Origin of the sequence: Membranihabitans marinus (assembly GCF_021729155.1) — a bacterium.
Classification (GTDB): Bacteria; Bacteroidota; Bacteroidia; order Chitinophagales; family Saprospiraceae; genus Membranihabitans; species Membranihabitans marinus.
Genome location: NZ_JAJQYA010000067.1, coordinates 1 through 6,780, shown reverse-complemented (window position 1 = coordinate 6,780; position 6,780 = coordinate 1). Strand labels below are relative to the sequence as shown.

Genomic DNA, 6,780 nt, shown 5'->3' with positions numbered 1-6,780 from the left:
AAATAATAGATTACTGATTCTAATGATATTCCTTCACTCTGTGCAAACTCCCTACGTGTTAATCCAGATTCTTCATAACGTCTAGCAAATTCTTCGTATTTATTCATTTACTTCTTTTGAAGCAAATTTAAAGCCTTTTTATACCCTGATCAATACGTAGTTAGCTGATGGCTTACTCCAAATCTTCAAAACTGGCAAATTTGCAAAACTCGGCTACGTCTTTGTAGGTAGTTTCATAATCGGCTTGCTGCCAATTGTGAAAGTTTAGAGCTACCTGCTGAATGTCGTCTTCGGTAAGTTCAATGTATTTTTTCTCGTACTCGCTGCCCCAACGCCTTAAATCCATAAACAGGATTTCGCCTGTGCGGTCTCGGTAGTTTTTGGGTTTTCCTGCCTTGCCGGCAGGCAGGTCTTTGGTGTTGTCGATGCGTTGCTTTTTGTTTTTGTTCAGAATCCAAAGCGTAACGCTAATGTCAGTCGTATAAAACGTATTTCGTGGAATGATGATGATGGCTTCCACCAAATCATTTTCAATCAATTTCCTACGGATTTTGTACTCTTCGCCACCGCCCGAAAGAACACCATTGGCAAGAATGAAACCTGCCACGCCATTTTCAGAAAGTTTGCTTACCATATTTAGAATCCAACCATAGTTCGCATTGCTTTTGGGTGGCACTTCATAGCCCATCCAACGTGGGGCGTCCAAGAGTTCATTTTCTCCACGCCAATCTTTCAAGTTAAATGGCGGATTCACCATAATGTAATCGGCTTTAAGGTCTTTGTGCTGGTCGTTGGAAAAAGTATCTGCGCGTTTGTTGCCGAGGTTGGCAGCAATCCCACGAATGGCTAAGTTCATTTTAGCCAATTTGTAAGTAGTTGGTGTATTTTCTTGTCCGTAAATAGAAACTTCTTTTTTACTTCCCTGATGAGCTTCTATGAAATTGATAGACTGCACAAACATCCCGCCTGTTCCACAGCAAGGGTCATAAATGATACCTTTGTAAGGTTCTATCAATTCCGCCATCAAATTCACAATGGTTTTGGGCGTATAAAATTCGCCTTTACCTTTTTCGCTACTTTCTTTCAGAGCAAATTTGCCCAAGAAATATTCATACACACGTCCAATCACATCTTGTCCGTCATCTTTGAGCGTGTCAACATCGTTGATGGTGTCGAATAGGGAAGCGAGCTTGGTTTTGTCCAATGCCAAACGAGAAAAGTAATTGTCTGGCAAAGCACCTTTTAAGGCAAGTTCTACCGAATCTCTCAACTTGTCGCAGGATTGCCACAAAGTTTCTTCAATCGCTTTTTCCTTTACTTTCTGTTTGGCCATTTATTTTTTATCGTTTTCAAATTTTGTTCATTCTGTCCGAGCGTTGGCAAAAAACAGCTCTTTTGGTTTTTCTTGCGTTGGCTTTTGGGTCGGCAAAAACCAAATGTGCTGTTTGTGTGATGGGCTTTTCTTGTATGCCGCACAACGGTTTTGTGTATGATTAGTGACGTGTTTAAGCAACTAATTTAGCAAATAATTACAGAATAGAAAATCCGGGAGGACTTTCGTAAGTAGGCTTTAACTAGCAATGAATTATACACATTGTTGTGGCTAGTTTTTATTTTTACATTCAGTTACTAGACTGTCTGTCAATTTCTCTAATTTTTTTGTACGTTTAAATTCACTCCATTTTTCTAAACTATCTTTTGAACTAATCACAAATTCTATGAATGAATAATTTATTCCACCATTTGGACTCGGATTGTATTTAGTTCCTCCACCACTTAACCAAATTCCGACAACACTTTCGTCAGGTTTATTTTCCGAATCTTCCCAATACATATAATTTGCTCGTGTTGGTATTTCAGTTTTGTTTCCGCTATTGTCAATTTTGAAATAGCGATTGTTAATATATCCGCTTTTTAATTTTCCTTTATAGAGCAAAATTCCGTTTTCAGGAATTCTTAATTGTTTTCGATTTTCAATAATTTCGATTTCCTCTCCACAAGGCATATCCGATATTACAATTGCTTTACCTTTAAAGTTTTCGGGAAATATTAAATCCAGTTTTTGCGCAGTTGCTGTTCCTATTATTCCCATTAAACAGAAATACAAATGCATAGTTGGATACCAGAGAATTATTGGTGTCAAAATCCAAATCAGTTTTGTTTTTATTTCCTTATCGGAAATTGCAAGTATTATAATTCCGATTATGAATAGAGGAACTCCGAAAATCAGCAAGTACGGATTTAAGCAAACCAAAAAGGCGATAATTATAATTCCGATTCCAATTTTTACTTTCATTTCAGGTTTGGGTCAAATTAGCCACAACGTCCAAGAGTATGTGGAGTCTGACTAAAAGGAAGATTCCATCATACTCAATGATACTTACTGGCTCTTCTTATACACTATGTTGCAATTCAATTTCAGGCATTTCATCATAAGTTCGACCATTTAATTCTCTACCATTTTTCTTTTTGTTTTTACCGCCCCATTGTTTAAAGAAGAATGCTACGTCCGAATTTTCGCATTGATCTTGGATGTCTATAACCCAATCTGGTTCCAATGGTCTTGGTGTATGTCCACTTTCTCCTCCAACAATTACCCAATCAATATTGGTTAAGTTTAAGTTTGGTAAAGGACCGAGTAATGGTTCAAGAGATAAAAACTTAACTCTTGCTGTTGTATCTCTAAGTAAATCTATTCGATGTACAACTTTTTCATCTTCGACAGAGACACCCAGCCATATGTTATGAGTCCATTTTAATTGATCGTAAATTGCATTTAACCTTTCGGCCCTTTTAGTTAAGACTTGAAAAACATGCTGAGGGTTTTCGTTCATTACTTTGAAAACTTTTTTTATGAAGCTGACTGGAATTTCTTCATGAAATAAATCACTCATAGAATTAACGAATACAATTTTTGACTTTTTCCACGTATATGGCGTTTTAAGTTCTTTATTATGTGTTCGAACCTTAAAGTTGTCTTTGTATTTAGCTACTCCCATAGCCTGTAGTCTTTTAGACATTATTTCAGCGTAACAAAATTTGCAGCCTTGAGAGACTTTTGAACATCCAGTTGTCGGATTCCAAGTCATTTCTGTCCATTCAATACTTGATTTAGCCATTGTTACTTTAGTTTAATTGATAATTTATCGTATTCAGATTTATAGGCATCATAATTAATGTAAAATGCACCTTTTCTCGGCTTACTACCATCTTTTCTTTGCAATTCTATCTTTTCGTTCTTCTGAAGCTCTTTAAGTATTTGATTTAAATGTTTAGGTAAAAAGCCTTGTCGTAGTGTGAACTCGAACAACATTCCATTTGTACGGCCTTCCCCCTTCAAATAGGGTAATAATAGTTCCTCTAATCTATTTGTTTCTTGTCCTGAAAACAGGTCTTTGATTTGACCGTTATACTTCCAACCTCTGCCAGCTTCAGTATCTAATTCCCATTTTGTTTCTAACATTTTTTCATAGCCTCTGATATGTGAACTAAAGAAGAACAAGCAAAAAACTGTATTTTCTTCTTTTCTTAAGGTGAAATTATCAACGAAGTAATCCTGACCCAAGAATGTTTGAAATCCATTCTTAAGCTCAAATATGTATTCCCAAACATTTTTGATAGCTGTGTTTTCTTTTTCAATTCCTAATTGTTCGTTGAAGCTTTTTAGGACATCAGGCGTGCCATTCTCAGAAAATCTGTACATAAATTGGATAGGTAGCCAAAGTAAAACTTCAGATTTTTTATTACAATTAAGTAAATCGAAAATATGTGAAGCTCTTACTTCTTTATAGCCGTAAGGATCTATAAAAACAAAAGCTTTCTCTTTTTTCAATGCTTTAAACTGAACTGACAGCCTATCAACAATGTCTATATAGTCTTCAGAAGTTAGATTTAATTGTCCATAGCTGTTGTAATGCAGTTTTTTTTCAATTATGTTTTCTTTGAGTCTTGAAATTAGCTCTGGATCACTATCATTAAAATTACAATTGATCTTAGGGGATCCATCTGCTCTGTCTTTTACAAATTGGTAGTAAGTTAGTTTTAGTTTTCTTAGTGCGATTATTGGACTTCCCTCTCCATTATTGTCATATACTCCTGGACCACAAAATAGATCGTACAAATGTATTTGTTCAGTATATCCATCATTAACTATAATATTAAGATATTTTTGAATGTACTGCCCAAAGAGTTTGATTTTTGCTTCTGAATGAGCCAATAATGTATTTTGTGATTCTTTCTTTGCCATTCTTTTCTAATATTCTATTGGTTTTCATTTTTAGCTTGCAAGTAACTTGTTTATATACAGAACTTTTATCTTCTTAGCTCACCAAAATAGCTGGCTATGCGGAAGTTTAATGTGTTTTAGCATCCACCTTTATTTGATAATGAAATTTTTATCTACAATTTAAGTATGTTTTATAAATTATAAACGGATTTTTATTTTTTCTAATACTAGTTTCTGTACACTACCGTCCAAAATAGGAAAAAAAATGAAAAGCCCTGAAAGCGATGCACTGAGCTGAGTCTAAGTAGGCAATATATATTAGCAATGGGTGACCGAATGTAGTTGTCCAGAGGACAACCCAATCGACTAAATGTCGATTGGATGAGGAAACCGGAGCCACTGGCTCCGGGTGTGAACGAGCATGACTGAACGAAATACGAAGTATCCAATCGACTAAATGTGACTGAATAAAGTGCAATATCGAACATAATACGTAGTATCATTGACCGTAAATCGGTCAATGGTGAGATAACCACAGCTACCATGCTGTGGGTGGGTGAGGAAAGGTAGTAAATCGACCTTTGATGATGATGACTGAATGAAGTTGTCCTGTTGGACAACCCGATGGATTAAATATCCATCGGATGAAGGAACCGAGGTCATTGCACCTCGGGTGGGTTAGCCACTGCGCTGTGACAACACTACTTTAAGATTGACAAAAATCAACTAATTTTACAGAAATAATTAAAATGTGATGAGGGAAACGGAGTCACTGGACTCCGATTGGGTGAGGAATGACAGTAGAGATGTGACCTGAAATTGATTTGGTGGACTTTTTGCATTAACCAAGATTTTTTAATTCAGTATATTTTAAAGTTACCTTACGATTGAATTCAAATCCGCAAAAAGTATGACAAATCGGAAGGTTATTGTTCTCTCACTAAAAATCCATTAATAACCAATAAGATTAGGGGAGCTTCGCTCTCCGGCCACTGGGAGCCAGTCATGCTCAGTCTTTCTGCAAAATGTATTTGGTATTAAATTTGGGACGGGAATTGGAGTCAATAGGGCAAAAAAAAACCTCGCTTTCTAATGAAAGCAAGGTTTTTAAGTCGGGGTGGCAAGATTCGAACTTGCGACCTCCGCGTCCCAAACGCGGCGCGATAACCGGGCTACGCTACACCCCGTCACAGTAAAATCTCCCACGATTAAATGTTAGATATTACCTTATTTCGGTTATTATTTTTATTTGAATTGCTCAACGGACTTTCCTCATCTCTTTTCTGACGACTTCAATCATTTTAGCAACAATATCTTCAACTTCGTTAAGCGGTTGCAAATATAATATTAATTTATTTATATCGAAAAATAAATTCCGATTTTTTAAGAAAATTTCGGGATTTATCAGATTTCGAGGCTAGGAGTGGAGCAGATTCAATAATAGAACATCACAGTTATACCAAATCAATACCATGATTATAAAAGTTTATCCCTCTCCAATAGGTCTCGTAAACTGATGTTATACGTATTACGTTTTATGATGACGGAAAAGATTTTGAATGACTGAATATAACTGCATTATCGAACATAATACGAAGTATCATTGACCGTAAATCGGTCAATGGTGAGATAACCACAGCTACCATGCTGTGGGTGGGAGAGGAATGAGCAAATCGATGTCCTAAATGTGACTGAGTAAAGTTGCCAGAATGGCAACCAAATGCCGTAAATCGGCATTTGACGATGGAACCGAGGCCACTGTGCCGAGGTGAACGAGTATTCTAAGATAAAACCAAACAATTAAGCCATTAATTTTACAAAAGGTTCATCTCGGTTTATTACAGCGTAAATACGTAAAATAATTTTATTCGCTACAGCATTTAAAACACTAATTTCTTTTTTCCCTTCAGCCACTTTTCTTTTGTAATATGATCTTAGTTGGGGGTCATGTTGAATTGCAGAACTAGCTGCATTAAATAAAACTGATTTTAATTTCCTATTCCTCATTTTACTTGTTCGAGTCCTTCCTCTAACCGATGATCCCGATGAGTGAGGAAAGGGGGCTATTCCACAATGACTGGCAAAAGCTCTTGGATTGTCAAATTTTTGGAAGAGATTTGTTTCAGTTATAACCTTTACAGCTGTAATAGGACCAACTCCTATGACTTTAGTTATTTTTTCATACGCAGTCTTTATCTCTTCATTTGATTCAATTACGTCTTGAATCATCACTTCAAATTTTTCAATCCTTTGCTCTGTTAACTTGATTTGTTCTTTCAATTCCTTAAGCTCTTCTTTGGTTGAAAGATAAGAATTTGAGATCTTCAACTGTTTTATATAATTTTTGTCTCTAGTGTTTCCTACAACCAAGTGATCTCTAGATCGAATAAGGCTTTGAAGCTTTAAAATAGCTTTGTCTGGCAAAGAAAATGGTGTTAATCTATTAGTAAATATAACACAGTACTGTGCAATTCTAATAGCATCAATAGGATCAGATTTACCTCTTGAAATACCTTGAGATCGTTTGATTTCCAGTGGATTGATCAGAGAAAAAT

4 protein-coding genes, 1 tRNA gene and 1 pseudogene are annotated in these 6,780 nt (G+C 35.9%); all 6 read right to left on the bottom strand.

Annotated features, from left to right (window positions below; genetic code table 11):
• Positions 1–178: 178 nt before the first annotated feature.
• A pseudogene (locus LVD51_RS19840) lies at positions 179–1,333 on the bottom strand (HsdM family class I SAM-dependent methyltransferase); the annotation flags it as partial.
• Positions 1,334–1,603: 270 nt separating this feature from the next.
• The gene (locus LVD51_RS19835; RefSeq protein WP_236973123.1) at positions 1,604–2,296 is read right to left on the bottom strand and encodes a DUF6843 domain-containing protein; all 693 of its coding nucleotides are present in this window, start codon (positions 2,294–2,296) and stop codon (positions 1,604–1,606) included.
• A 97-nt stretch (positions 2,297–2,393) separates the two neighbouring features.
• Positions 2,394–3,119 (bottom strand): DUF5131 family protein, encoded by a 726-nt coding sequence (locus LVD51_RS19830; protein ID WP_236973122.1) that lies wholly within the window; start codon positions 3,117–3,119, stop codon positions 2,394–2,396.
• A gap of 2 nt (positions 3,120–3,121) precedes the next feature.
• On the bottom strand, positions 3,122–4,246 hold the full coding sequence (tcmP, locus tag LVD51_RS19825) for a three-Cys-motif partner protein TcmP (RefSeq protein WP_236973121.1): 1,125 nt from the start codon (positions 4,244–4,246) through the stop codon (positions 3,122–3,124).
• 1,091 nt (positions 4,247–5,337) lie between these two features.
• Positions 5,338–5,412, bottom strand: a tRNA-Pro gene (locus LVD51_RS19820).
• A 613-nt stretch (positions 5,413–6,025) separates the two neighbouring features.
• A partial coding sequence (locus tag LVD51_RS19815; RefSeq protein WP_236973120.1) for an IS110 family RNA-guided transposase occupies positions 6,026–6,780 on the bottom strand: 755 nt, incomplete at its 5' end.